21 protein-coding genes are annotated in these 23,831 nt (G+C 49.9%); 17 read left to right on the top strand and 4 right to left on the bottom strand.

Translation table 11 applies throughout. The annotated features are described in order from the left end of the window. Window positions 1-20 precede the first annotated feature (20 nt). The 10 genes from acnA (at window position 21) to DVG79_RS07375 (ending at window position 11,472) form a co-directional block, all read left to right on the top strand. On the top strand, window positions 21-2,744 hold the full coding sequence (acnA, locus tag DVG79_RS07420; RefSeq protein WP_114596154.1) for an aconitate hydratase AcnA: 2,724 nt from the start codon (window positions 21-23) through the stop codon (window positions 2,742-2,744). Window positions 2,745-2,810: 66 nt separating this feature from the next. Then, complete coding sequence (locus tag DVG79_RS07415) at window positions 2,811-3,275, top strand: DUF3939 domain-containing protein (protein WP_114596153.1); 465 nt, start codon at window positions 2,811-2,813, stop codon at window positions 3,273-3,275. 221 nt (window positions 3,276-3,496) lie between these two features. Continuing rightward, window positions 3,497-4,204, top strand: a complete 708-nt coding sequence (locus tag DVG79_RS07410; RefSeq protein WP_114596152.1) for a hypothetical protein — start codon at window positions 3,497-3,499, stop codon at window positions 4,202-4,204. 75 nt (window positions 4,205-4,279) lie between these two features. Then, window positions 4,280-6,523 carry an AAA family ATPase gene (locus DVG79_RS07405; RefSeq protein WP_114596151.1) on the top strand — a complete coding sequence of 748 codons (2,244 nt, stop codon included), beginning with the start codon at window positions 4,280-4,282 and terminating at the stop codon, window positions 6,521-6,523. A gap of 12 nt (window positions 6,524-6,535) precedes the next feature. After that, a complete protein-coding gene (locus DVG79_RS07400) occupies window positions 6,536-6,970 on the top strand; it encodes an acyl-CoA thioesterase (RefSeq protein WP_114596150.1) in 435 nt (144 codons plus the stop codon). A 95-nt stretch (window positions 6,971-7,065) separates the two neighbouring features. After that, window positions 7,066-8,151 (top strand): M15 family metallopeptidase, encoded by a 1,086-nt coding sequence (locus DVG79_RS07395; RefSeq protein WP_114596149.1) that lies wholly within the window; start codon window positions 7,066-7,068, stop codon window positions 8,149-8,151. A gap of 17 nt (window positions 8,152-8,168) precedes the next feature. Continuing rightward, window positions 8,169-8,789 carry a glycerol-3-phosphate 1-O-acyltransferase PlsY gene (plsY, locus tag DVG79_RS07390; protein ID WP_114596148.1) on the top strand — a complete coding sequence of 207 codons (621 nt, stop codon included), beginning with the start codon at window positions 8,169-8,171 and terminating at the stop codon, window positions 8,787-8,789. 202 nt (window positions 8,790-8,991) lie between these two features. Next, a complete protein-coding gene (locus tag DVG79_RS07385) occupies window positions 8,992-9,756 on the top strand; it encodes a DeoR/GlpR family DNA-binding transcription regulator (RefSeq protein ID WP_114596147.1) in 765 nt (254 codons plus the stop codon). Window positions 9,757-9,781: 25 nt separating this feature from the next. Beyond that, window positions 9,782-10,447: a copper homeostasis protein CutC gene (locus DVG79_RS07380; protein ID WP_114596146.1), complete on the top strand. Its 666-nt coding sequence runs from the start codon at window positions 9,782-9,784 to the stop codon at window positions 10,445-10,447. Between the two features lie 386 nt (window positions 10,448-10,833). Continuing rightward, a complete protein-coding gene (locus DVG79_RS07375) occupies window positions 10,834-11,472 on the top strand; it encodes a DUF975 family protein (RefSeq protein ID WP_114596145.1) in 639 nt (212 codons plus the stop codon). 57 nt (window positions 11,473-11,529) lie between these two features. On the opposite strand, the gene DVG79_RS07370 is transcribed toward DVG79_RS07375, so the two are convergent. Together DVG79_RS07370 and DVG79_RS07365 are read right to left on the bottom strand one after the other, a co-directional pair. Next, window positions 11,530-12,411: an NAD(P)-dependent oxidoreductase gene (locus DVG79_RS07370; protein ID WP_114596144.1), complete on the bottom strand. Its 882-nt coding sequence runs from the start codon at window positions 12,409-12,411 to the stop codon at window positions 11,530-11,532. Further along, complete coding sequence (locus DVG79_RS07365) at window positions 12,408-14,156, bottom strand: ABC transporter ATP-binding protein (protein WP_114596143.1); 1,749 nt, start codon at window positions 14,154-14,156, stop codon at window positions 12,408-12,410. Before DVG79_RS07365 ends, DVG79_RS07370 begins: the two co-directional genes overlap by 4 nt. A gap of 131 nt (window positions 14,157-14,287) precedes the next feature. Here DVG79_RS07365 and DVG79_RS07360 point away from each other — a divergent pair, with 131 nt between their 5' ends. The 4 genes from DVG79_RS07360 to DVG79_RS07345 all read left to right on the top strand — a co-directional run bounded on the left by DVG79_RS07360 (window position 14,288) and on the right by DVG79_RS07345 (window position 18,576). Next, window positions 14,288-14,728 (top strand): YaiI/YqxD family protein, encoded by a 441-nt coding sequence (locus DVG79_RS07360; protein ID WP_114596142.1) that lies wholly within the window; start codon window positions 14,288-14,290, stop codon window positions 14,726-14,728. Window positions 14,729-14,806: 78 nt separating this feature from the next. Further along, a complete protein-coding gene (locus tag DVG79_RS07355) occupies window positions 14,807-16,450 on the top strand; it encodes a sensor histidine kinase (RefSeq protein WP_233494555.1) in 1,644 nt (547 codons plus the stop codon). A gap of 21 nt (window positions 16,451-16,471) precedes the next feature. After that, entirely contained in the window at window positions 16,472-18,226 is a 1,755-nt protein-coding gene (locus DVG79_RS07350; protein WP_233494554.1) for a bifunctional diguanylate cyclase/phosphodiesterase, read from the top strand. Between the two features lie 53 nt (window positions 18,227-18,279). Then, on the top strand, window positions 18,280-18,576 hold the full coding sequence (locus DVG79_RS07345) for a hypothetical protein (RefSeq protein WP_114596141.1): 297 nt from the start codon (window positions 18,280-18,282) through the stop codon (window positions 18,574-18,576). A gap of 324 nt (window positions 18,577-18,900) precedes the next feature. Here DVG79_RS07345 and DVG79_RS07340 read toward each other — a convergent pair whose 3' ends face one another. Both DVG79_RS07340 and DVG79_RS07335 read right to left on the bottom strand, forming a co-directional pair. Then, window positions 18,901-19,872, bottom strand: a complete 972-nt coding sequence (locus DVG79_RS07340; RefSeq protein WP_114596140.1) for a DUF4003 family protein — start codon at window positions 19,870-19,872, stop codon at window positions 18,901-18,903. Between the two features lie 56 nt (window positions 19,873-19,928). Continuing rightward, window positions 19,929-20,450: a DUF1836 domain-containing protein gene (locus DVG79_RS07335; protein WP_114596139.1), complete on the bottom strand. Its 522-nt coding sequence runs from the start codon at window positions 20,448-20,450 to the stop codon at window positions 19,929-19,931. Between the two features lie 113 nt (window positions 20,451-20,563). Here DVG79_RS07335 and trhA point away from each other — a divergent pair, with 113 nt between their 5' ends. From trhA to rpiA, 3 genes are all read left to right on the top strand, one after another. Next, window positions 20,564-21,211, top strand: coding sequence for a PAQR family membrane homeostasis protein TrhA (gene trhA / locus DVG79_RS07330; RefSeq protein WP_114596138.1), 648 nt, complete (start codon window positions 20,564-20,566; stop codon window positions 21,209-21,211). Between the two features lie 130 nt (window positions 21,212-21,341). Beyond that, window positions 21,342-23,066, top strand: a complete 1,725-nt coding sequence (locus tag DVG79_RS07325; protein ID WP_114596137.1) for a M3 family oligoendopeptidase — start codon at window positions 21,342-21,344, stop codon at window positions 23,064-23,066. A 46-nt stretch (window positions 23,067-23,112) separates the two neighbouring features. Then, the gene (gene rpiA / locus DVG79_RS07320) at window positions 23,113-23,811 is read left to right on the top strand and encodes a ribose-5-phosphate isomerase RpiA (protein WP_114596136.1); all 699 of its coding nucleotides are present in this window, start codon (window positions 23,113-23,115) and stop codon (window positions 23,809-23,811) included. The last annotated feature ends 20 nt before the right edge of the window (window positions 23,812-23,831 follow it).

Below are 23,831 nucleotides of genomic sequence, written 5' to 3'. Positions count from 1 at the left end.
CACTTAAAGGGGGAATCAGCATGAAGCAAACGCAACCAACGCAAGACGTGTTTGGTGCACGCCGTTCGTTTGAAGCTAACGGTAAAAATTACAACTATTACAGCCTTGAAAAATTGGAAGAACTCGGTCTGACGGAAGTCAAACGCCTTCCGTATTCAATCCGTGTGCTGCTTGAATCCGTCCTTCGTCAACAAGACGGTCGTTCGATTACACAAGAGCATGTCGAAAACTTGGCGAAATGGGGAACTGCCCAAGTATCGAATGATATCGATGTGCCGTTCAAGCCGTCACGCGTCATCTTACAGGATTTCACGGGCGTTCCGACTGTCGTCGACCTCGCGTCACTCCGTAAAGCGATGCAGGACCTCGGTGGAGATCCGTCAGTCATCAACCCGGAAGTTCCGGTTGATCTCGTCGTTGACCACTCGGTTCAAGTCGATTCTTACGGATTTGCCGGCGCACTTGCTGAAAACATGGATCTTGAGTTCGAACGGAACGAAGAGCGTTACAAATTGTTACGCTGGGCAACAACGGCATTCGACAACTACCGTGCTGTACCGCCTGCAACAGGAATCGTCCACCAAGTAAACCTCGAGTACTTGGCATCTGTCGTTCTTGAAAAAGAAACAGCAGACGGTTCGGTTGATGTCTACCCGGATACACTCGTCGGAACAGATTCGCACACAACGATGATCAACGGACTTGGTGTCCTTGGTTGGGGTGTCGGTGGAATCGAAGCAGAAGCCGGCATGCTCGGACAACCTTCATTCTTCCCGGTTCCTGAAGTTATCGGTGTCCGCATCACAGGTGAAATGCATCCTGGAACAACAGCGACGGACGTTGCGCTCCGCGTGACGGAAATGTTACGTCAACAAAACGTTGTCGGTAAATTCGTTGAGTTCTTCGGACCATCTCTTCACTTGATGTCATTATCTGACCGCGCGACAATCGCCAACATGGCACCTGAGTACGGCGCAACTTGCGGATTCTTCCCGGTTGATACGGAAACGTTGACGTACCTCCGTCTGACAGGCCGTGACGAAGACTTGATCGAAAAAGTCGAGAACTACTCAAAAGCAAACGGCTTGTTCTACACGCCGCAAAACGAAGATCCAACATTCACGAAGACGGTTGAACTTGATCTTTCAACGATCGTTCCTGCACTTGCCGGACCGAAACGTCCACAAGACCGGATTGATTTGACGGACGTCCACACGTCGTTCCAAAAAGCATTGACGGCACCACAAGGAAACGCCGGTTTTGGTCTTGCGGAAGACGAAGCAAGCAAAGTTGCTGTCGTTCAATACGAAGACGAAGCGGTTGAGATGCGTACGGGAGACCTTGCGATCGCTGCGATCACGAGCTGTACGAATACATCGAACCCGTACGTCATGATCGGTGCCGGACTCGTTGCGAAAAAAGCAATCAATCTCGGATTGACGGTTCCGAAATACGTCAAGACATCACTTGCACCGGGATCAAAAGTCGTTACGGATTACCTTGAGAAATCAGGCCTTCAACCGTACCTCGATCAACTCGGCTTCAACACAGTCGGTTACGGTTGTACGACATGTATCGGGAACTCGGGTCCGCTTGACCTTGCCGTCGAAAACGCGATCCTCGGATCAGACCTGCTCGTCTCGTCTGTCCTCTCAGGAAACCGGAACTTCGAAGGACGGGTTCATCCGCTCGTCAAAGCCAACTATCTGGCATCACCACCACTCGTCGTCGCCTATGCGATTGCCGGAACGGTTGACGTCGACATCATGAACGCGTCACTCGGAACAGGCAAAGACGGACAAGAAGTCTTCTTCGCGGACATCTGGCCATCACGTGACGAGATTCAAACGATCATCAACACGGTCGTCACACCGGAAAGCTTCCGTGCCGAGTACGATTCGGTCTTCACAGGAAACGAACGTTGGAACAACCTGGACGTACCGACGGGCGATCAGTATGACTTCGACGAAGAGTCGACATACATCCAAAACCCGCCGTTCTTCGAGAACTTGGCGAAAGAAGCCGGTCACGTCGAAGCATTAAACGATCTCCGTGTCTTCGGTAAGTTTGCGGATTCTGTCACGACAGACCACATCTCACCAGCCGGTTCATTCTCGAAAACAACACCAGCCGGACAATACCTTGTCAGCAAAGGTGTCGCACCAAAAGACTTCAACTCATACGGTTCACGTCGTGGTAACCATGAGATCATGATGCGCGGAACATTCGCGAACATCCGGATCCGTAACCAAGTCGCTCCAGGTACAGAAGGCGGCTTCACGACGTACTGGCCGACAGGCGAAACGATGGCGATGTACGACGCTGCGATGAAGTACAAAGAAGATGGTACAGGTCTTGTCATCCTCGCCGGTAAAGATTACGGGATGGGTTCATCACGTGACTGGGCAGCAAAAGGAACAAACCTTCTTGGTGTCAAAGCCGTCATCGCCGAGAGCTTTGAGCGGATTCACCGTTCGAACCTCGTCATGATGGGTGTCTTGCCACTCCAATACGCGGCCGGCACATCTGCTGAATCACTTGGCTTAACAGGTGAAGAAGCAATCAGCATCGCGATCGACGAGTCGGTTCGTCCACGTGACGTCGTCGAAGTCACAGCGACAGCTGCTGACGGAAAAGTCACGAAGTTCGAAGCAATCGCTCGTTTTGATTCGGAAGTCGATATCGATTACTACCGTCACGGCGGAATCTTACCAATGGTTCTCCGCGAACGCTTGCAAAACTAAACCGTTTACATTAACGTTTGAGGTGGGGGCAACCCCACCTTTTTTGATGCAGAAAGGGGCGAGACCGTGAACCGATTCAAGAAATGGTTTCAAGCAAAAGAAGAACCCGAGCTGCCGGTTCGCGACGTCACGCTCGATGAAGTCAAACGGGCGACACACGATTTTGAACTGGCGTTGCCGAAAGGGACGAACCGGACGATTCTGCTCGATGAAGAACAACGGATTGATTTAACGCAACTTGCACCCTATCTTGGTGCCCGCTCGACGCAGGTCTTCTATATGTCACGGGAAACGTTTGCGATCATGGAAGCGAAAGATCATTTGACGGTCTATGAGATGGATCACGTCCAGGTCGCGGTCGACCGGTATTTTGACAAAGAGCGGAAGTTACCCCTCAAACCGTATTCGAAGACGTTCCAGGTCGATTGTGCGAAACTGTTTGAGCAAGGCTATTTACGCGAGCTGCCCCATCAAACGTATTACCTCGTCGATGAATCGATGATTGTCTCACTCGAACCGAAAACAGATTAAATCAAGGTGGACTGCCGGATCGATGGGCCGTTCACCTTTTGTGTGTCGTCTTTGTGTGTCGTCAAGGAAGAGATCAGAACGATTCGAAACAGAATCAATTGTTCAAAAGTCTGACGTATTTCTTCGGAAATGCAGGAATCTTGGACAAACCCTTTGTATTCTAAGCCTAAAACCGATACCATTAACATGAAACGAGACAAATCTAGGATGGTGTACATGGCATGACGAAACGAACGAGCACATGGATTGCAGTCGCAATCGTGGCAATGGCGATACTCCTTGCCTATAATTTTTACCTTTTGAATAAGACACAGACCGCTAATGAAGATAAAGCTGCTCCGGTCAAACCGTTTTACACGATGTCGCGGATCCAGTACGTCGAAAAGAAACTGTCGACGACGGAAGACGCTCTCGAGACGCGGACATATGAAGTCGTTTTTGATGACAAAGGCCACTTCCGGACAGAAGTCATCGACGGACCATCTAAAGGAACGATGGCGATTTGGGACGGGAAGATGTTCCGCGAATACGATGCCGACGGAAAATTGTTGAATGAGACGAAAGCGTCGAAGAGTGTCAGCGCACCGCGTCCGTTCTTGTCACGCGGCTTTAACGAACAAATCATCAAGTTCATCGAAAACGGTGACTTTGGTCAAGTCGAAGGCGAAGCTGATATCGCCGGAAATGCGGCTGATGTTTACGTCAAAAAAGAGCCGGCAAGCACAGTCCCGAAAGAATGGATTAAACAGTATCCATCGTTCTTCGATAAGGACGACAATGCGGAAGAGGCGACCTACTACGTCGCGTCCGACCGGTCGAAAGTACTTGGAGCCGAGTCACGTAACAATGGAAAACTATTTTATTCGGTCAAGATGAAAAAAATCGAGACACTGGATACATTCGATCCAAACTGGTTAAAAGCTAAATGAGGACAGACCGACTGGAGCGTCACACCGTGACGACCACAGTCGGTTTTTTCGAGAAGCGGGAGGAATCAAGATAACATGGAGACGTTCTCAAAAGAGGAGATGTTTAAACAAATTACGGCTTGGGAAAACGGGGCAAAGGTCGAAGAAGTTCTCGCCTTACGTTATGCCCAAAGCAGCCGCCTATTACAGGAAACAGAAGCATTAGTCCGAATTTTAGCTTTACTCGTTGAACACCGTTACATCATGACGGGGCGGATTGATGCCCTGGCTGAAAGCTGGATGCAGGAAATCCGCCAGCACGACCGGCTGCCGGAACGGCTGGAACAGTTGCTGATCGAACAGCAGCTCCAGAGCAGTTACCAATTGCTCGTCGCCAACACTTTTCCGACGATCCGCGAGACGGACAATGCCAATGCGAAACGGTCAGCGACAAAAGAACTGATTCAACAAGCGGGTCAAATCCTGCATGAGACGGAACAGGTCGTCGAACAGACGGAACGGTTGCGGCGGATGGATACAGCGCGTTGGTCAGAACTGTTTGAAGCCGGTAAAGCTTTGCTGTTGTCGAGCGCGTCGCTCGAACAGATTGCGACGGAATTTCTCGACAGTCTGCAGGAACGGTTTTATTCGCGTGATGCCTTCCGGGAGATGACGGAACTGAAAGCGACGGCACTGCAAGATTTACGCCGGGTTGTTGCGTTACTTCCGGCAGAAATCAAACAGGTCGAACGGTCGGCGCTCGAGGAACTCGATGCGATGATCGGACTGGAAGATATTAAGTTGCGTGTCCATCAGATGTATCGGTTCTTGAAATATCAGCAAAAACGGACGTCGGACGGGTACCGCTCGAGCGATCAACCATCCCTCCACATGATCTTCATGGGGAATCCAGGGACCGGTAAAACGACGCTTGCCCGGTTGATGGCGAAAATCTATCACGAACTTGGTCTGCTGGAGCGGCCGGAAGTCGTCGAGACGGACCGCTCGTCGCTCGTCGGAGCGTTTGTCGGTCAAACGGAAGAACAGGTCATGAGTAAAGTCCGCGAAGCGGTCGGCGGTGTCCTGTTCATCGACGAGGCCTACGCCTTAAAACGGGCCGGTCAAAGCGGCAATGATTACGGCCAAGCCGCAATCGATACGCTTGTCGCTGCGATGACGAGCGGGGAATACGCCGGCCGGTTTGCCGTCGTTCTGGCCGGGTATCCGGAAGAAATGCGCGATTTCCTGAAAGCGAACCCCGGTCTGCGGAGCCGTTTCCCGGAATCGAATCATTATCTGCTCGCGGATTATACCGATACAGAACTGCTTGAAATCGGTCGTTCGATTGCGACGGTCAACGATTATGTCCTGACGGAACAAGCCGAGCGGGCTTTATTGTCCCGGCTCGAGCGCGAACGGGTCGACGCCAGTTTCGGTAACGGACGCGCCGTTCGTAATATCGTCCTCGATGCCATCTTCAAAAAAGGGGCGAGTCTGGGGGAAAGTGCCAGTCACGAAGATTTTGCGTTGCTCGAACAAGCTGATTTTGAACTTGTCGCTTCAGACGACAATAGCGTTGAGGAACGACTTGAACAATTAGTCGGATTACAGCCGCTGAAAGCGGAAATCAAACAGATCCAAGCGTTGTTATCGATGCAGAAGCGCCGTCAGGAAGCCGGATTTAAAGTATTGCCGGTCGAACTGCATGCGGTCTTCAGCGGCAACAGTGGAACCGGGAAAACGACCGTCGCAGCATTATATGCCGATGTCCTCCGCCAGTGCGGTTACTTGAAGCGGGGTCATTTGAAAGTCGTCAGCCGGGCCGATCTTGTCTCGGGCTACGTCGGTCAGACCGCGCAACAAACGCGTGACGTCATCCGTGATGCGCTCGGCGGTGTTCTGTTTATTGATGAAGCGTACGCGTTAAACGGCGGTGCCAACGATTTCGGCAAGGAAGCGATTGATACGCTCGTCGACGAGATGACGAAACATGCCGATAATCTGGTTGTCGTCCTCGCGGGTTACGAGCAGCCGATGCAGGCGTTGCTTGCCAGCAATCCCGGTCTGAAATCCCGTTTTAAACGTGAGTTCCATTTCCCGAACTATGCGAAGGACGAACTGATTGAGATCATCATCAATTATGCCGCCCAGTACGGGTATCAATTGACGGATGAAGCGAAACAGACGCTTGAGCAGATGATTGAGACGGTTCCGAACGGCAATGCCCGTGCCGCGATTACGATTGTCGAACGAGCAATTGCGAAGCAATCCGTCCGATTAATTGACAAACTTAGCTTAACCGGTTCAGAATGGTCCTATCTTGAAAAAGAGGATTTTTAAGGGGGAAGCTTCATGTACACGATTGAAATACCAGTCCGTTACGCCGAAACCGATATGATGGGCATCGTCTATCATTCGAATTATCTCGTTTATTTTGAGATCGCACGGACGGAACTGATCAAGTCACTTGGACTTGACTACAAGGAAATGGAAGAAGCCGGATACGTCTCGCCGGTCACGAATGTGAATCTCGATTACAAACGGTCATTAACGTACGGTGACGTAGCACATGTGTCCGTCTGGGTTGATCATTATGACGGTCTGCGGACGATTTACGGTTATGAAGTCAAGAATGCCGACGGTCAACTGGCGGTCGCGGGAAAAACGTCGCATGTCGTCGTTAAAAAAGAAAATTTCCGTCCAATCCGTTTACCAAAAGTCTTTCCGAACTGGCACGCGATTTACGAACAAATGCGTACCGATGATGCCGCACTTGTCTCCAATTAAGCCTCCGCCCTCAGCAGGATTTCTTGCGTGAGGGCTTTTCTAATCAGTCGATTAGAGGTAACATAGAATAGCACCAAGGAAGCGGGGAATTAAAAATGAAAAAAATCGTAGCAGTCAGTACATTGGCGCTCCTCCTTGCAGGATGTAACCCTGGGGATCAGGAAGCGCAAGACAACTCAAAAACCGAACAGGCGAATAAAAGCGCAGATGAAAAGGCCACTTCAGACAACGAAAAAAGTGATGCCGAAGTAGCGAAAGAAAAAGAAGCAAAAGAAGCAGCGGAAGCGAAAAAAGAAGCCGAAGCGAAAAAAGAAGCCGAAGCGAAAGCGGAAGCTGAGAAAAAGGCCGAAGAGCAGGCAGCTGCCGACAAAAAAACAGCGGATGAAAAAGCGGCTGAAGAGAAAGCGGCTGCGGACAAATCAGCTGAAGATAAAACGACGGAAGAGAAGTCATCGGACGCATCTTCGACAGAAGACAAGGCTGAAGACAAATCGACCGACAAAAAAGAGGACGGAAAAACTGATTCCGCTCAGGATCCGGAACCGGCCAAACCGTCGAAACCGGAGTCCGAAACACCGGACGTCGATAAATCGAATACAAAAGCCGATCTGTCACTGGGTGAGTTAGTCGTCGTCAACAAAAAGTACAGCTTGCCGATCGATTACAAACCGTCGGATTTAGTCGTGCCAAACGTCAGCTTCTCGTATTCAGGCGTTCTCGAACAAAGTTACATGCGGGCACCGGCAGCGAAGCAAATGGAAAAAATGTTTGCCGATGCGAAAGCCGATGGTGTGACACTGAACGCTGTCAGCGGATTCCGTTCAGGTTCACGTCAGACGGTTCTCTACAACAACTACGTCGCCCGTGACGGAAAAGCGGCAGCCGATCAATATTCGGCCCGTCCTGGTCACAGTGAGCACCAGACCGGACTTGTGTTTGATATCTCGGCACCGAGCGTCGGGAATGGATTGACGGCAGAACTCGGAGATACAAAAGAAGGGAAATGGATTGCGAACAACGCAGCGAAGTATGGATTCATCGTCCGGTACGACCGTGGGTTCCAGTCGCGGACTGGGTACACGTATGAGCCATGGCACATCCGGTATGTTGGTGTCGGTCCAGCCACACAAATTAAAAATAATGGGCAGACTCTCGAAGAATATATGAAGGTCGGTCACTAATACGTTGGAGGTTGACCATGATTGAAATCATCGGGATTTTAATTTTAGGCTATTTACTCGGCTCGATTCCGTTTGCTCTGCTTGTCGGAAAATGGGGACACGGCATTGATATTCGGCAGCACGGCAGCGGGAATCTCGGGACGACGAACACGTTCCGGGTCCTAGGAAAAAAAGCGGGGATCATCGTCTTGATTGGCGATCTCGGCAAAGGGGCAGTCGCCAGTCTTGTGCCGATTCTGCTTGCTTCCGAACTGCATCCGCTGTTTGCGGGTCTAGCGGCCGTCATCGGACACATCTATCCGGTCTTTGCCAGGTTCAAAGGCGGAAAGGCCGTCGCGACGTCCGGCGGGATGCTGCTCGTGACGAGCCCGATTCTGTTCCTGGTGCTGTTGATTTCCTTTTTGACGACGTTACGACTGAGCCGGATGGTTTCACTCAGCTCAATCGTCTCAGCAAGCATCGGTATCGTAGCTGCCATCACGATCGGTATCGTCGAGCAGGACTGGATCGTCCCGACGTTCTTTACGATTCTTGCGCTGTTCGTCATCTTTAAACACCGTGAAAATATCAGCCGGATCCGTCAAGGGACGGAATCAAAGATTGGTATGTTTGCGAAAGATAAAAAAGACACCGATTGATTTCAACCGGATGCTGTTGTTCTTCTGTAAAGGAAGGACAGGAGGATCCGGTTTTTTTTGTGAATATCTTGTTAATCTGAAAAATAAACGAATTCAACAACATTTCATAGGAATTACACGTTTTTTTACACCGGATTTACAAGACCTTTACAGACGTTCGCTACACTAGAAGTAGTACTTGTCTGTGAAGGGGGAAGGTCATGTGTCGTTATTAGGAGAGGAACGGAAATCACAAATCATGCAATGGCTCGAAGAAGAAGGGAAAGTCATGACGAAAGATTTGATCGATCGTTTGGACGTCTCCGGTGAGACGGTCCGGCGCTATCTCGAGGAACTCGAACGGGAACGGCAACTGAAGCGGGTGTATGGCGGAGCAATCTATCACGGCGGGAAACAAGAGTCGTCGATTTCACGACGGACGGATCAATTATCACGGCGCCTGGCCCGGTATGCCAAAGGTTGGCTCAGTGACTATTCCTGCATCTTTTTAGGAAAAGGGGAACCGGTCGAACATCTGTTGCCGTACCTCAGTGGGGGAGCGACCATCGTGACGAATTCTTTATCGATTGCCAGTCATCTCGAACAATGCCGGGAAACCGGACCGTTTCATGGTGAAATTCGCCTGCTCGGTGGAACCGTCGATTCATTCGGACAGACGGTCGGTGTCGAAGTGTTACAAGCACTTGATGCTTACGCCTTTGATGCATCGTTTTTGACATTTGACGGCGCCGAAATCGAGCGGGGATTCGTCAGCGATGACATCGAATCGTCCCTGATTCAAAAAGCAATCATCGGACGGACGAAGGACGTGTATGCCTTTTTGGCGTGTGACGAGTTTGAAGGAAACCGGAAGTACAAAGTCGCCGAATTCCGGCGGGCTAAAATCGTCCTCAGTCCCTCGACCTATCCGCCGTCCTGGGAGATGAAACTGTTCAACGAACGGGTGAATTGGACCGTCGTCTCGTGATACACTAGGGCGGGAGGGATGTATCATGTTAGAAATCATTGCAGCAACAGTCGAAGAAGCAACAGCAGCCGAGCGGGCGGGAGCCGACCGGCTGGAACTTGTATCCGCCTTATCGGAAGGCGGGCTGACACCGAGTTACGGCTTGATCCGGCAAGTCTTGTCGTCGGTCGAGATTCCGGTCCATGTCCTCGTGCGTCCGCACAGCAAATCGTTCGTCTATTCGAAGGCCGATCAGGAAACGATCATCACGGATATCGATTTAATCCGAGAACTCGGAGCAGCGGGAATCGTCGTCGGCTCCTTGACGCCGGACGGCCGTGTCGATGAAGGATTCCTCGGTCGTATCATCAAACATAAAGGCGATTTGTCGTTGACGTTCCACCGGGCGATCGACAGCAGCCGTGACATCCTGGAAGCAGCGGAAGTGCTGGCTGATTTTCCGGAAGTCGACCGGATTTTGACGTCCGGTGCACAACCGACAGCCCTTGAAGGACAAACGGTCATCGCCCAGTTAATCGAACAGCACCCCGACCTGATTGTCTTGCCGGGTTCCGGTATCACAGTCGAGCGGGCGGAAGAATTACTTAATGCAACGAACGCAACCGAGTTACATGTCGGATCTGCTGTCCTCGTCGACGGTCAAGTCGATCCGGAGAAGGTCAAAGCGTTAAAACAATTGCTGGCACGTTAATCAAAGTCATTCGTTGGCGCGACAGTCAACCTTATGAGAAATGAGGGCAGATTTAATCTGTTCCTCTTTTTTTATTTTGGAGAAACCACTTCATTCACGAGACTCCTACAGGAAAAAGCGCAATTTCCATTGCGCCGTCAGAGACAAACAAGACCCGCTTCCCTGACCATAAGGGCAGGGAAACTGGCTTGTGTCTCGCCTGAGGAAAGCGAGTGAAGAAAAAGTGGTTTCGGTTGCGTCGCTTTTTAAAGAAGAGAATGAAATCCAATTATTACAGCTGTCCAAAAATCGTCACATCTTCAGCCTTGTGAGGGGATGATTGCTATTTTTTCAAAGCAGACTACGGTACACTAAAACAGGAATGTTGAAAGATAAAGGAGTTCATTATGACAAATTTACAGTACAAACAGGCAGCACTTGCGACGTTAAAAGGGAAGTGGCTGACAGCGCTCAGCATCTCGATCATCTATTTCGTCATCTTTGCGCTGGCTGCCAGCCGGATGTCGTTTGATCAGGATAATCTCGACAGTATGCTACGGTTCGTCGCCTTGAACATCGTCGTGACGATTGTGCTGTCCCCCGTCACGCTTGGACGGACAATTGCCTACTTACGATTCGTCCGCGGAGAATCAGCCGGTATCGGGACGTTATTTGAAGGGTTTGCGTCGATCCGTTTCTACCTGAAGACGATGGCAGCCTATACACTGGTAACATTACTCGTTTACATCGGTTCTTTTTTGATCCTCCCGGCAATCTACTTTTATCTGATGTACCGATTGGTGCCGTTTTTATTGGTCGACCGACCGGATCTGTCGTTTATCCAGGTCCTTGGTGAAAGCCGCCGGATGATGCATGGACATAAGTGGCGGCTGGCGAAACTTTATCTCAGTTTCATCCTTTGGGGGATTCTTGCGCTGCTCAGTACCGTCGGAGTTGTTTTGCTGACACCGTATTTTGATACGACGATGGCGCACTTCTATGAACAATTAAAAAAAGAACAACAGACAGCAACGCGTTCAGCATAAAAAAACGAGTCTGACTTCCCCCTGTGCGGAAGCGTCAGACTCGTTTTTGTCGTACTTTTAATGCGACGGTGTTTTCTCTTTTAACAACAGGTAGAGAGCCTGTGTACCGGATTCGGCATGACCGGATGCTGCCAGCTCGTCGTATAAATCTTTGACGAGTGCAAGTCCCGGTGTCGCAATCCCCATTTCCTCGGCCCGTTCGAGTGCCAGGTTCATGTCTTTGATGAAATGTTTGACGAAGAAGCCCGGCGAATAGTTTTCCGCGATGACACGCGGAATCAGGTTTTCAAGTGACCAGCTGCCGGCGGAGCCGCTTTTGATTGTCTCGACGAACTGTGTCGGATCGATTCCCGATTTCGTGACGAACAGCAACATCTCGGCTGTCCCGATCATCGATCCGGCAATCGCAATCTGATTGGCGAGTTTGGCCGACTGTCCTTGTCCCGGACCTCCGAAGCGGGCAATCGATTTTCCCATCGCATCAAATATCGGTTTGACCGTATTGAATGCGTCTTCGTCACCACCTGCGAGAATCGCAAGCGTCCCGTTTTTCGCTCCGAGATCGCCGCCCGTGACCGGTGCATCAAGAGCAGTAATGCCGTTTTGAGCAGCCTGCTCGGCAATCCGGATCGCGAGCGCCGGACTCGATGTCGTCATGTCGATGACGATTGTCCCCGGTTGAGCGGAGGCTAAAATCCCGTCGTCCGCCAAGTAAATCTGTTCGACGTCCTGCGGATAGCCGACGATCGAGATGACGACGTCGGCATCCGAGACAGCTTCCTGAATCGTATCGACGATGATAGCCCCGTCCTGTTCGAGCGGCAAGCCTTTTTCTTTCGTCCGGTTGTAGCCTTTGACGGAAAAACCGGCTTTTAACAAGTTGCGGACCATGCCTTGTCCCATGACGCCGAGTCCGATGAAACCAATTGTTTTTGTCATGTATTACTCCCCCTGGTCGTTTCGGTTTGACCGATGAATTGTTGCGTTACGAGTTTATTATACAAAACATTTGTCTCGACGAGGGTATCATGTGTTCCGATGCCGGAAACACGTCCCTGTTCGAGAACGACGATCTGATCGGCATGGCGGACCGTCGCGAGGCGATGGGCGATGACGAACGTCGTCCGTCCTTCCATCAATCGTTCGAGCGCTTCCTGGACGACCCGTTCCGATTCCGAATCAAGGCTAGAAGTCGCTTCGTCGAGCAATAACAATTCCGGATCCCGCAGGAGGGCGCGGGCAATCGCAATCCGTTGCCGTTGACCGCCGGACAGTTTGACACCGCGTTCACCGATTTCCGTGTCATATCCGAGTGTAAACGAAGAAATGAATTCATCGGCATTTGCCATCTCGGCGGCGTCGCGGATTTGTTGTTCCGTGACATCTTGCGTCAATCCGTATAACAGATTGTCGCGGATTGTGCCCGACAGGACAGGGGAGTCCTGGGCGACATAACCGATCGCATTACGCCAGCTGGCCAGTTCAAACTGATCAATCGCATGAAAACCGAGCTCGATTTGACCGTTCGTCGGCAGATAAAAGCGTTCGAGCAGAGCGAACAAGGTCGATTTACCGGAGCCGCTCGGACCGACGATTGCCGTCGTTTGACCACGCGGCAGGGAGAAGGTGACGTCGTGCAACAGTGTCGTGTCGTCATAGCCGAACGACAAATGATTAAAGTGAACGGCTGCGAACGGACGCTCAACCTGTCGGGTCCCGTCCTGTTCCGGTCGTTCTTCGAGCAGTTCCGAAATCCGTTCCGTTGCCCCGCGTGCTTTTTGTAATTTCGAGACGAACTCGGTCATCGTCACGAGTGGTGTCATGATTTGAAACAGGTATAACGAAAAGGCGACGAGTTCACCCGCCGTAATCTGATTCGTCGAGACGCGGTAAGCACCGAAACTGATGATGACGATTAACATCGAGGTCAGGGCGACGTTGAAAACGGGCAGTAAGATGGCCTGAATCTTCCCTTCTTTGACGCCGAAGCCAAACAGATGTTCAATCCGGGTTTTTCCGCGTTCCATTTCATAGGTTTCTGTCGCCTGTGATTTGACCAAGCGGACTTCGCCGAGCATTTCTGCAAAAAATCCCGATAAGCCGGCGAGCTCTTTTTGCGTCTCCCGTGAAATCTGATGCAGTTTCCGAACGAGCGGAATGATGATCAATAATGTCAACGGGACGGCGATGACCATGACGAGCGTCATTTGCCAGTCGAGGAAAAATAAAATCGTAATCGCACCGACAATCGAGACGATTGAGGTCAACAGACGAACGAGTTGCTCCGATAATAATTGTTGTAAGGTCGTCGCATCGTTGTTGAGACGTGAGACGAGTTCGCCTGACTTCGTTTCGTCATAGAACGGAATGGGTAAAGCTAGCAAGTGTTTCCACAACATCGTCCGCAAGTTGGCGACGATCCGTTGCCCGGCGACTTGCAGCCAGTAGATGGAAAAAGCATTGCTGATCATCTGGACGATGAAGACCGTGATGAAGAGGGCGACCAAGCCCGGTGTGACCTGATCGATGGAGAAGTTGTCGATCAGGGATTTCAAAAACCAGGGAATCATCAAAGCAGCGAGTGCCTGAATGATTGAAACCGTCACGGCAGCTGACAGCAGTCCGACCGGTGGTTCGCTTTTCTTCAGTAAGGATAAAAATGAGGTAAATGTTGCAGGTTTCAATTCGGCACATCCTTTCCTTTCTATTGTCGGTTCTATGGCAGTTACGGTCAACTTCGAGTGCTGGACTTGACAGTGATTCCGGTCGTCACGGACACTTGATGAAAGCGAAGTAATAGAAGGAGTGACGTGACATGAAAATATGGATCGATGCAGACGGCTGTCCGGTCGTCGATTTGACGATTCGATTGAGCAAAGGATACGAGGTTTTTTTAGTCTGTGATACAGCACATCAGTTTAACCGGGAAGGGGCGACGACGATTACGATTGGTCAAGGAGCGGACGCCGTCGACTTTGCCATCGTCAACCGGATGGCGCCGGGAGACATCGTCGTGACCCAGGATTACGGTCTGGCTGCCCTCGCCCTGGCACGCAATGGACGAGCCGTTGATCAGAATGGTCGGATTTTTACAAACGAAAACATAGATTTTCTTCTACATACACGACATGTCGGTCAAGAAATCCGGCGGGCAGGTGGACGGACGAAGGGACCCAAAAAACGGACGCGGCAGGAAGATGTTGCATTCGAACAGGCATTTAAACGTTTATTAGCGGAAACGACCGCGCGTTCTTAAGTCAAATACGAGACGAAAAATTAAAATCTCGTGTTATAATTTTAAACATGAATGCATGAATCGGAAGGAGGAAGCCCATTGAAAAAAATCGTACGATATCGTCCGGAAAAGAAGACGAGACCGTATCGTCTGAAGACCAGTCCATTTCCCGTCAAGACGTTACAGACGACCGACCGTCAACGGATCGGTCAACTGACACAGGACTTGGCGGAAGTGGAACATAAATTGAAACACCGCAACGAAATCATGGAAGCATTGGCAACCCAAAGCGTCGAGTCAGCGTGTGAGACATTACTCGTTAAGTTGCTGAAACTCATCAATCTTGAGGCGGGGGCCATCCTGTTATATCGCCGTGAACAATTGAGTCACCTTGTGACGCAAGGGGTGGAAGACATTGAATTGATCGAAAAAGATTTGGATCAATATTCTGTGTTACGCCGTGCTTTTGTCATGCGAAAATCGGTTCAGCTCCCTGTAGCAGAGATGATGTATGAATCGGCGATTCCTGTCCAGTCACCAAGCAATGGCGGTGTCGTCGGTGTCATCTATCTCAAACATCCATTCGAGCAGTTCAACTTGGAACAGGTCGGGGATATTTTGGATTTGTCACGCAAACTCGGAATGACGCTAGAACGTCACCTGTTGTTCCATCAAATGGAGCATGAAAAAATCAAAACGTACCAATTACTCGATTCGATTCGGGAAGCGGTCTTATATATCGAAAGCAGCGGGGAACAGATTTATGCCAATCAGGCATTGTTGAACATGTTCCCGCCAAAGCTCGTCAGTCAATCTCAAGGCTTCCGCCATGCGTACGAACGGGCGACTTCCTTATTCGAACACGTCGATCAGCCCGATGCGCTGCATGACTATATCGGTCAATTGATGAACGGGGAGATTCCCGGAGAGACGATTGAACTATCGGCTTTTCGTGGGAATCTGTTGCTGAGTGCCTATGCCGAACGAATCGCCATCGCCAATGTCGAGTGGGGAATGATGCTCGTCTTGCGGGATGTCACGAAAGAAAAAGAACTGGATTTGAAACAGTCGGAGTTCGTCTCGATTGTTTCGCATGAATTAAGAACACCGCTCTCGTCGATTATGGGCTTTACGGAACTGTTGATGCGTCGTTCACTCGATGGTCCGCGTCAAAAAAAATACCTCGAGACGATCCATTCCGAGACCGTTCGTCTGGCAGAGCTGATTGATGATATTTTAGAAATCCAAAAAGGTGAGGATGTCTCACAAGGCATCGTCAAAAAACGGTTGGACCTTAAACGATTGGTATATGAGATGCGACCGATGTTCGAGCTTGCGAGCAGTAAACACCGGATTCGGGTCCTGTTTGAAGCGGGCGATTATCAGATGACGGCGAGCGAAGAGAAGATGAAACAGCTCTTCACGAACTTGATCATGAATGCCATCAAATATTCACCGGACGGAGGAACGATTCAAGTCCGGGGTCACATGAAGGGATCACAGATGGTCTTGACGATTGAAGATGAAGGAATCGGAATTCCGGAAAAAGCACTCCCGTTTGTATTTGATAAATTTTACCGGGCTGATAACTCGGACACGCGAAAAATTGGCGGAACCGGTCTTGGTTTAGCGATTTGCCGGATGATTGTCATGGATCACGGCGGATCGATTGCCGTGCAGTCAGAAGAAGGAAAAGGCAGTACGTTTACGCTTCAATTTTCGACTGAAATGACAGAGGACTAACGAAGAAAGGAGGGACGGACCGTGGATAACTCGCAGATGCGATATGAAGCCTTACATCCGCTTGTCGAAGATATCTTAAATCAATTGAGTGAAAAAATCGGTGTCAATACACTGTTTTTCGCATTAAATGACTCAAACAGTAACTTTATCGTCAAGGCGATTAATCAGGGAAAGGAACTGATTGAAGAGGGAACGACACACATCTTCCAACATGTTCTCTGTAAACTCGTCATCGATGAAACAGACGGTAAGATTCAAATCAATGAATTATTGGCGAATCCGATGACAAGTCATCATCCGGTCACCCAAACACTGGGAAACGGCAGTTTTCTTGGTGTCGCGATTAAAAATGCCAACAACGAAAAAATCGGGACGTTGTGTGCCTTTGATGATCAACCGTATGAATTCAGTGAAACCGAATTAGAGATGATTGAGAATTACGCGAACATCATCAGTAAATCAATCAGCGTCGAGACCTATGTCATCAAAGATGCATTGACAGATGTCTATAACGAACGATACATGAACCGATTGATTTCTAGTGTCTCGAGCCAGCCGACCTTTTTGATGGTCCTCAATCTCGATAACTTTCATGCGATCAATGCGAAGTACGGATACCGGATTGGAAATCAGGTGCTTCAGGAAATTGCGTCACGCTTAAAGTATGTCGCGATTCCGGAACACGTCGTCGGACGGATGGAGGGGAACGAGTTCATTGTTCTTGCCCCTCTGGAACAAGCGGATTTTACGGATCAAGGCCGGACATTCGCTGAATCCATCATTCAGGCGATTGAGGAGCCGATTAAAAATCTTGCGGACGAACCGATTCGTTTGACGGCTTCGTCAGGTGTCAGTCTGTTAACGGGCGACCACATGAACCGCCAGACACAGGTCTATGCAGCAGAAGCCCTGATGCAACAGGTCAAACTGGACGGAAAAGCGGGTATTTCATTTGTCGATCAGCAACGCGAGGTCGAACAACATCCGTTTAACCGTGTATTGGAACAGGAATTGGAGCAAGCGTTAGAGCGCGGGCAGTTCGAATTGTATTACCAACGGATTTTTAACGCCAAACTGGGCCAGACGGTTGCCGTCGAAGCACTGCTTCGCTGGAATCATCCGGTACTCGGATTCGTCAGCCCGGCCGATTTTATTCCGATTGCGGAACGGACAGGGAAGTTTAGTCAAATCGGTCACTTTACGATTGCCCAGGCGATCTCGGACAGTCTCCGGCTGGAGACAGAATTGGGGCGTCCCGTGACAATTTCGATTAATCTCTCCGCCAGTCAGTTCAAATCGGATGCGATGCTTGCCAATCTGTTAGAGTTCGCAAACGGTGCGTCGTTCAAGAAAGAGCGGATTGTGCTTGAAATCCGGGAAGAAGTTTTGCAAATCGGGAAACGGAAAGTCATCGAACGTCTGGAACTGTTACGCCGGGCAGGTTATCGTCTGAGTGTCGATCATTTCGGGAGTCATTATGCTTCACTCAATTCCTTACTCCGTTTACCGGTCCAATCGGTTAAGTTGGATCCGATCTTTACACGGCGTCTCGTTCAAAACCAGCTCGAACAGTCGATGGTCCAGTCTGTTTATTCGTTGACACAGGCACTTGGAATTTCGCTTGTCATTCAGGAAGTCGAAACAAGCGCTCAGTTCCAGCACATCGTTGCGGTGGGAAATCCACTGTATGTACAAGGACATTATCTGCATCATCCGCAACCAATCACGAACTTGATTGCCGATTTTGCAAAGATCACGCATACCCAGGATGTTTAACCGTCTCTCGTAAGGGAATACTTTAATCATCATGATTCAAGGGGGATGTTACTATGTCAGAGCAACACGAAAAAGAAACGGATCCGATTACATCGGGCAATCGTATGACGAACGACGATATCGCAGGTCGTGATCAATCCGATACAGCAGCACAAAATGAGTCGGATTCAAAATCCGAGCACCACGAAAAAGAGCCGCAGTCCGACAATCAAGACAAGAAGTCAGCGGATTCGGAATCAACAGATCAACCGGATTCTGAACCATCATCTGACGAAGCACCTGATTTGTCTCACGAAGCTGATGAAGACGGCGATGTGACACCGTCTGATGCAGACGATCAACAAAAATAATCGGGCACTTGTGCCGGCTTTTATACAAATGGGTCTGACTTAAAAGTCACTCTCTACAAAGATCAGGGTGGCGGAATGATAATCTGCCACCCTGATCTCGTAAAAAAAAGAATCACTCGCTTCACACAACTCCTACAGGAAAAAGCGCATTTTTGCGCTGTCAGAGACAAACAAGACCCGATTTCCTGCCTCAATGAGGCAGGGAAACTGGATTGTGTCTCGCCTGAGGAAAGGGCGTGAAAGAACGAGTGATTCTTTTTTGAGTCCGCCCCGTTTTGTTTTTTTAGAAAATCTTATACGGAAACAGGCAGTGGATGGGCGAGTTCAATCGCCACCACCACCACCATCGCCACCGTCAAATCCGCCGTCCGCCATTCCGCCGTCTGTCGCATGGGACGTATCCGTCAAGTCGACCGGAAACAGGAAAACGGGGATGAAATCAGTCGAATTCGTCCAGTCAGCCGGGCTGTACGGAGCAAACAATTGGTGCAACGTCGGATGATCCGCAAGATAGAGCCGGACCGCCGTCAGGAAAATTAAATCCTTCCGGTATTTAAAGTGGGGGTTTTGCCGCAAACGGTCTGATATCTGTTCAAGTGCAGCGCGATGTACTTCCGGTTGACCGAGTAGCGCAAGCAACGCATGAAACGACAGTGGAATCCCGTGTTTGCGGTAAGCGTTCCGGGACTGGACGAGCTGATTAAGATAAAGATGATGGTCCTCGTCCGGTAATAACGCAAATAAGAGTGCCGTGACATACGTTTGCTGAGACCGCCCGAACCGCTTTTTCAACATGTCATACAGCGCTTCGATCTGATCATGGATTGTTGATAACTCGCCCCGGCGTAAACTGTTTAAAAACAGAAACGAGATCAGCAGGGGCGAGACGATGAACCGGTGTGAGGTTTTGCAAAGGCGGTATAACGAGACGGTCCGCTCAAGTTGGACATCCGTCGGCTGTAAACGGCTGATCAATAAAGCGGTCGAATAAGCATTGAGCGGATGGACGAGCCGGTGTGTTGCAAAAAAGCTATAAATCGACATCATCGGGGCAATCCGTTCAGCCGGTTCCGCATCATAAGCCTGAATTTTTGAAGCAAGCAACAACGCTTGTGTCTGATGGGAGCGGAGATGCTCTTCCAAAAACCGAGCCGTCTTCTCCAACTCCGGAAAAGGTGCGGGATGTCGGCCGACGACAGCATCAAAAGCAAGTTCGATTAAAACACCATCCTGGTAAGTGACGAAATAATGTCCTGTTTCATCTAAACGTTGTAAAAAACGTTGTTCGAGTTCCATCTCCTGCACCTCATCCTTTTTTCCCTATTTTACCATGACACATAAAAGAAAGACGGTTACTTTTCTAATCGGTCAATCAATCGTTCGGCTGCCCGGCGGTACAAGTTGCTCATATGGGCGAGCGATAAAATCAGTTGTAACTGTTCGAGATGATCCAAGTCATCCGTCGGAGGCTGCTGCTCCTCGAACAAGGTCTGATTGACCGCTGTCGCATCGAGATACGTTTGATAAAAGTCTTCCAAATCAATTGTTTGTTCCGTAACACCGGTATTCAAGTCCGTCAAAATCGTTTTGATGTCATTGATGGAGAACGTTCCTTTTAATTGGTAAATCAAACTGATTAAGATCAGATGGTTTTTCGTATATTTTTTATTCGTGACCGGGAAAAACAATTTTTTCTTGGCGTAGTTGTTAATCATCGTCTTCGTTAAAATCGTTTCGCCTTCGGTCCGTGTCGTCTCTTCGAACGTCCGTTCAAACAATTGAATGACCTGGTCCATGTAGAGATCGATGTTCGGGATATCCGTTAACTCCAACTGGCGGTCGAGTGATGGTTTCGGGTGATCTGACTGTGTCATGAAAATACCTCCAAAAAAATAATGCGGAATGACTTCCTATTTCTCTAGTGTATGATAGAATGTTCATATAACGCCATGTAGTATTTAAAACTACATAAAAACGGAGGGGAATTATGAAAACGTATATGAGAGAACCGATCAATGGTCTGACCCACCTGGGCGGAGCCGTCTTCGCCTTTATTGGATTGCTCGCCCTGGTCATCAAAGCGGCACTGGAGCGGGGAGCCGGACTACCAATCGTCGCGGCAATCATCTTTGGTGTCAGTATGATTGCCTTGTACGCAGTCTCGGCGACATATCATATGGTACTCGCGAGTGACCGGGCCATTGCGACGTGGAGACGTCTTGATCATTCGATGATTTATCTGCTGATTGCCGGCTCGTATGCCCCGTTTTGTCTGATCAGTCTGAACGGTCCGACCGGCTGGGTATTATTCAGTATCGTCATGCTGATTGCGGTTTTCGGTATCACCTTTAAACTTGTCTGGTTCAACAGTCCACGCTGGTTGTCGACGACGCTGTACATCGGAATGGGCTGGATCATGGTCTTTGCAATCACACCGCTCGCAGAAGTCCTGTCTCCGGTCGGAATCGGTTTACTGTTCCTCGGGGGGATTTTTTACACGATCGGTGGCATTATCTATGGCTTAAAACCGCGTGTACTTTCGTTCAAACACCTCGGTTTTCACGAGATTTTCCATGTATTCGTCCTGCTCGGCAGCTTAGCACATTTCCTTTGTGTCTATTTCTTCGTCATTTAATGAGTCAATCCACACATCCTTTCGTCAGCGGAAGGATGTTTTTTGTCGGCAAAGTATTTCATTGGCAGGTCTCCCGGGAAGGGAAGCCGAAGGAAACGAAAGGACAGGATGAATTAAAGGAGGAAAAGTGATGTCGATTACGAAATCCCGCTGGCAGCTCGAAAAACTGTATTCGATTGAGGACGTGAAACAGACGAGTGACAGGTTACGACAGGAACTGGATCAGCTTCAAACCGGCCAACCTCCGGTGTCTTCTTATTTGACGCATCTTGAGCGAATCAAATGCCACGTCGAAGAACTGAGTGATTTTGTGTATTGCCTGTACGCGGAAGATGTTTCGCGTCATGAAGTGGGAAGGCTGCTTGAGCAGACAGAGATATTGCAGGCGAGTCTCCGGATGGGTGAAACGGACTTTGAGGCACGATTGCGGAAACTGTCCGATGCAGAATGGGAAACGCTGCAAGCGGACACGCCGTCTTATTATCTGACGGAACGCCGTGCCATCATGGAACGGCGTCTGCAGGCTGAGCAGGAACAAATGATTCAGGCACTGGCAATCGACGGTTTTTCAGGATGGGAACAGTTGTATGAACAGCGTTTGACCGGTTTACGGATTCCGCTTGATGAAGAAGTCACAATCGGACACGCCCTGCATCAGGTTTTTCATGGGGTAACACGCCATGACCGGCAAGCGGCGGCGACAGCTTTCGCAAAGAAGTGTGCTGCTGAACGAGACGACTTTGCGATGATTTTGAACCGGATAGCCGGTTTTCGATTGCAAGTTTACACAAAACGCGGATGGGAGGATCCGTTAACGGAACTGTGTGAACAAAACCGGATGCAACGGACGACAATTGAAGCGTTGCTTGCGGCGATAGATCAAAATCGTCCGCTGTTCCAGTCCTATTACGAACGGAAATTGCGTCTGGCACATGTCACGGAACCGGCATGGCATGATTTAGAGGCGAATACCTTTACCTCGCACGGTCATGTTTCCTATATTGAGGCGCAATCGATCATTCTGCATCAATTTGACCGGTTGCATCCGCGGTTGGCAAACTTTACGAGAACCGTGTTTGAAAAAGGCTGGATCGATGCGGAAAACCGGCCGTCTAAAGCAGAAGGCGGTTTCTGTGCCTCGTTCCCGGCCGCTAAAGAGAGCCGGATCTTCATGACGTACCGCGAAGCGTATCCGGATGTCGTTACGCTTGCCCATGAACTGGGTCATGCGTATCACAATGCACTGCTACACGAGTTGCCGTTTCTTGATCAGATTAAAGGGACGAGCAGTGCCGAGACGGCTTCGACATTCATGGAAAACCTGGTCCTTGACGCCGTCATCGAACAATCGGCGGGCGAAGAAAAACTGGCGATGCTTGAAATCAAAATCAGCGAAGGCTTAAAATACGTCGCAACCATTCCGGACATGTTCCGGTTTGAACAACGTTTTTATTCGGAGCGACGGCAGGGACCGGTTTCAAGCGACCGGATTACTGAACTCATGCGGGAGGAGGATGCCCGCTTTTACGGCGGTGTACTGGCGGAACCGGATCCGTATAAATGGATTTTTGTCGGTCATTTCTATGATACGGAAAAGCCGTTCTACAATATTCCCTACACGGTCGGTTACTTACTGAGCAATCACTTGTATACGGCGGTCAAGCAATCAAATGAGGCGTTCACCGGACAATTCGAACCGTTGTTACGCGCATCGGGACAGGCGACAATCGAGGAGCTGATTGAGCAGTATATAGACGGCGAACCGGGCTCAATCAGTTTTTGGCAACAGGCACTTGAACCGCTCCTGTCGGCGATTGAAATGTACTTACAAGAGACGGCTGGACTCGTCGATTGAAGTCGGAAGCAATCGGGAATAGATAACTAACGAAGGAGGGGTGCCGATGTATGAACAGGAGAAAACGATGCTGGCGGAAGCTGCCGTCAAGTATGTCAAGAACGGAATGGTGCTGGGTCTTGGGACAGGCTCGACGACGCGGAGTTTTATCGAGGTCTTAGGCAAATGGATCGAAGCCGGTGGACAGGTGCAAGGGGTAGCGACGTCAGATGAGACAGTGGAACAAGCCAACCGGTTGAACATTCCGCTTCTGTCACTTGAAGAAGCGACCCGGATTGATCTGATCATTGACGGAATCGATCAAATCGATCAGCAGTTCCGCGTTCTGAAGGGTGGCGGTGGTGCCTTGTTTCGGGAAAAAGTCGTCGCGCTGATGAGCCGGGAAGTGCTCTACTTAGCGGACGCCTCGAAGTTCGTCCATCACCTGACCGGCCCCTTACCGGTCGAAATCGATGCGTTTGCGAGACCGTATGTCGAACGTTTTTTGCAGGACAAACATGTCGACGCGGTATTGCGGGAACAGGACGGGAAACCGTTTGTGACGGACGGCGGACATCTGATTTTGGATGTCGACCTCAAGCAGGTCCAAGACGTCCATCATTTTGCCAAAGAACTGAAAAATTTGACCGGCGTGATTGAAACCGGTTATTTTGAGCGGCAACCGGACCATGTCCTGACAGTTGAACAAGGACAAGTCAAACGGCTGGCACATCCTGATTTACGCGATGGAGGCGGACTTGTCTAGTTCGTGTTTTAAAAGAAAGA

Origin of the sequence: Exiguobacterium sp. RIT594 (genome assembly GCF_003339585.1) — a bacterium.
GTDB lineage: Bacteria > Bacillota > Bacilli > Exiguobacteriales > Exiguobacteriaceae > Exiguobacterium_A.
The sequence above is the reverse complement of the archived record's forward strand: the minus strand, read 5'-3'. Positions and strand labels throughout refer to the sequence as shown.

What these genes read in the sequence shown, in the direction of transcription:
- DVG79_RS07375 (WP_114596145.1), top strand. Translation starts at nt 10,834, where the DNA reads ATGACAAATTTACAGTACAAACAGGCAGCACTTGCGACGTTAAAAGGG.
- trhA (WP_114596138.1), top strand. Translation starts at nt 20,564, where the DNA reads ATGAAAACGTATATGAGAGAACCGATCAATGGTCTGACCCACCTGGGC.
- DVG79_RS07360 (WP_114596142.1), top strand. Translation starts at nt 14,288, where the DNA reads ATGAAAATATGGATCGATGCAGACGGCTGTCCGGTCGTCGATTTGACG.
- DVG79_RS07325 (WP_114596137.1), top strand. Translation starts at nt 21,342, where the DNA reads ATGTCGATTACGAAATCCCGCTGGCAGCTCGAAAAACTGTATTCGATT.
- DVG79_RS07405 (WP_114596151.1), top strand. Translation starts at nt 4,280, where the DNA reads ATGGAGACGTTCTCAAAAGAGGAGATGTTTAAACAAATTACGGCTTGG.
- plsY (WP_114596148.1), top strand. Translation starts at nt 8,169, where the DNA reads ATGATTGAAATCATCGGGATTTTAATTTTAGGCTATTTACTCGGCTCG.
- rpiA (WP_114596136.1), top strand. Translation starts at nt 23,113, where the DNA reads ATGTATGAACAGGAGAAAACGATGCTGGCGGAAGCTGCCGTCAAGTAT.
- DVG79_RS07380 (WP_114596146.1), top strand. Translation starts at nt 9,782, where the DNA reads ATGTTAGAAATCATTGCAGCAACAGTCGAAGAAGCAACAGCAGCCGAG.
- DVG79_RS07335 (WP_114596139.1), bottom strand. Translation starts at nt 20,450, where the DNA reads ATGACACAGTCAGATCACCCGAAACCATCACTCGACCGCCAGTTGGAG.
- DVG79_RS07370 (WP_114596144.1), bottom strand. Translation starts at nt 12,411, where the DNA reads ATGACAAAAACAATTGGTTTCATCGGACTCGGCGTCATGGGACAAGGC.
- DVG79_RS07395 (WP_114596149.1), top strand. Translation starts at nt 7,066, where the DNA reads ATGAAAAAAATCGTAGCAGTCAGTACATTGGCGCTCCTCCTTGCAGGA.
- DVG79_RS07345 (WP_114596141.1), top strand. Translation starts at nt 18,280, where the DNA reads ATGTCAGAGCAACACGAAAAAGAAACGGATCCGATTACATCGGGCAAT.
- DVG79_RS07410 (WP_114596152.1), top strand. Translation starts at nt 3,497, where the DNA reads ATGACGAAACGAACGAGCACATGGATTGCAGTCGCAATCGTGGCAATG.
- acnA (WP_114596154.1), top strand. Translation starts at nt 21, where the DNA reads ATGAAGCAAACGCAACCAACGCAAGACGTGTTTGGTGCACGCCGTTCG.
- DVG79_RS07340 (WP_114596140.1), bottom strand. Translation starts at nt 19,872, where the DNA reads ATGGAACTCGAACAACGTTTTTTACAACGTTTAGATGAAACAGGACAT.
- DVG79_RS07400 (WP_114596150.1), top strand. Translation starts at nt 6,536, where the DNA reads ATGTACACGATTGAAATACCAGTCCGTTACGCCGAAACCGATATGATG.